The following is a 1,997-nucleotide window of genomic DNA, read 5'->3' as shown; positions in this document are numbered from 1 at the left end:
ACATCGACGGACTGTTCCGGTGTATCGACAACTCCTGCTCTCAGTGGATTCAAATCTACATAAGTCATACAAGCCAATAGTCCAGCTTCATCCAGAATGGTTTGGGACTTGAATCTTCCTCCCCAAAATCTGCCCTTACACTGTCTTCTTCATTGGCTTTACGGGCGATATGTTCGTTTAAACAGCGCATATACCAGGAGATATCTGACAAGCGTTCACGCCATTGTTGAATGATGTCGGTAGCAACCTGCTTTTCCGCATCCGTGGTGAGCTTTCCTGCTAAATAGCGCCCGACCATGATTGGCCAGGTAAACAGCTTGGCCCAGCGCTCAGCTACTTCAGTATCACTCAGACTTTCAGCCCTCTTGGGGTTGAGATGTACCACCAGGTGGTAGTGATTGGACATCACCGCATAAGCACAAAGTTCGATAGTGAATACCTCACCCAACAGGCTAAGACGCTCTAGAACCCACCCTTTACGGTGGCTGTAGTCGGTATTAGTAAATCTATCTTCACCGCACAAGAAAGCACGGCGAACGCAGCGGCAAACACAATGGTAGTAAGGCGTATCAGCGGGTGAAACCAGCTCTGAGCGGGGGCGAGTCATATCCGCTTTCTTGCTTTCAGATATCTTAGCCAAAAGCGTAGAAGCGGATCAAAAACTCGTCAAACAAAAGTGGGTGTCCTTTTATGCTGCTATGCTGCTGCAGTGATAATAACGCTTGCTTAAGGGAGGCCAGCAGCGGCTTGCCGCGTCGTGGCTGGTGTCCCTTGCTGCGCTTGCGCAGCGATTTACTTTAAGCACTTGTTAGGCCTAGTAGTCATGCTCAACTCGAGTGGCATAGAAGTCTTTTGTTCGCTTAAGACTTTCAAAAACTAAAAACGAGTTGAGCATGCTCAGAAGCTGTTCCATGGCTTGAGCATACTCACTCGTTCTCTGCTCATGGGCATCCATCTCGTAGTGCTCGTCATACGCATCAAAATCAAATCCAACTTCGGCTGTAAGCTCAGCGAACCCCTGGTAACGCCAGTCTCCGGTGTTCTCTTTAAGCTCGCGGATTCTGTCAGGGCTTGAATATGGATTTGGTTTCTGGCTCCTTTTCGCTCTTTCATCATTAATGAGCTTTAGGCAGGCGGATTTGTCATCACGATTTAGGCCGGCATGTTTTTCTGATATGCGCAGAAGTTGCTCCACATCCCTTAAATCTTGATGCGAAAGGTCATCCCAGCAATCGAATTGCCTCAACTTTCGCTCCCACTCTTTTTGGTACTTTTCCAAAGTGTCCGCCGCCACCTCCTCTGAGTTTAAGCAAAGTAGGTTTGCATCTATTGCAAAGGCATAGAACGCTTCGCCTTGATGCTTCTGTGAGAATTCTTGAATTTTTAACAAGCAAAAATCGAACATCATATTAACGTCAAATGACATACTTTCTCCAGAGGCCTAACGCTAAGTAGATATACACGGGGAACCTATCTGGATAAAGGGTACATATATACCTATCCCTGTCATATCCCCTATCCCACTGTTTATTGATTTAGATTTTCTAATCATAACCTACTGATCCAATAGCTTTTATCAGTGAGGAAAAAATCAGCGAACAATACGACAAGGCTTAAACTGATTAACGAAAGGAAGGAAACATCCATATAAGAGGGCGCCACTTCCTTTCGGCGATTTTATTCAATATAACTCGTCGCAACATCGAAAAATGCTACATTAGCCACACTTTAAGTGTCTGTTTTCGTCAGATATATACGCGTTGGCCCCCCTACGGCATATTCACCAACATATACTCTGCGGCTTTATCCACGTTGGCTTTCGATTTGATGCCAATGAAAGAGCGCTACTGAGTCAGGCGCTCAATGGTGCGGGTGACGGCGGCAACCACTTCATCACGTTTGGCTTTATCTAACGCATCTGCATGCGGCTGCGCAAAGCATCGTGCATCATTGTCGTAATACTTACCTGATGCGTCAGCAAACTCGTCAGACACGGC

2 protein-coding genes are annotated in these 1,997 nt (G+C 46.5%); both read right to left on the bottom strand.

Features of this window, described 5'->3' with window-relative positions:
* Positions 1-64 precede the first annotated feature (64 nt).
* Positions 65-607, bottom strand: a complete 543-nt coding sequence (locus EZV61_RS19350) for a transposase (RefSeq protein ID WP_205695419.1) — start codon at positions 605-607, stop codon at positions 65-67.
* A 207-nt stretch (positions 608-814) separates the two neighbouring features.
* The gene (locus tag EZV61_RS19345) at positions 815-1,426 is read right to left on the bottom strand and encodes a hypothetical protein (protein ID WP_131417685.1); all 612 of its coding nucleotides are present in this window, start codon (positions 1,424-1,426) and stop codon (positions 815-817) included.
* Between the last annotated feature and the right edge of the window lie 571 nt (positions 1,427-1,997).

The organism is Corallincola luteus (assembly GCF_004336975.1).
GTDB classification, from domain to species: Bacteria; Pseudomonadota; Gammaproteobacteria; order Enterobacterales; family Neiellaceae; genus Corallincola; species Corallincola holothuriorum.
The sequence above is the reverse complement of the archived record's forward strand: the minus strand, read 5'-3'. Positions and strand labels throughout refer to the sequence as shown.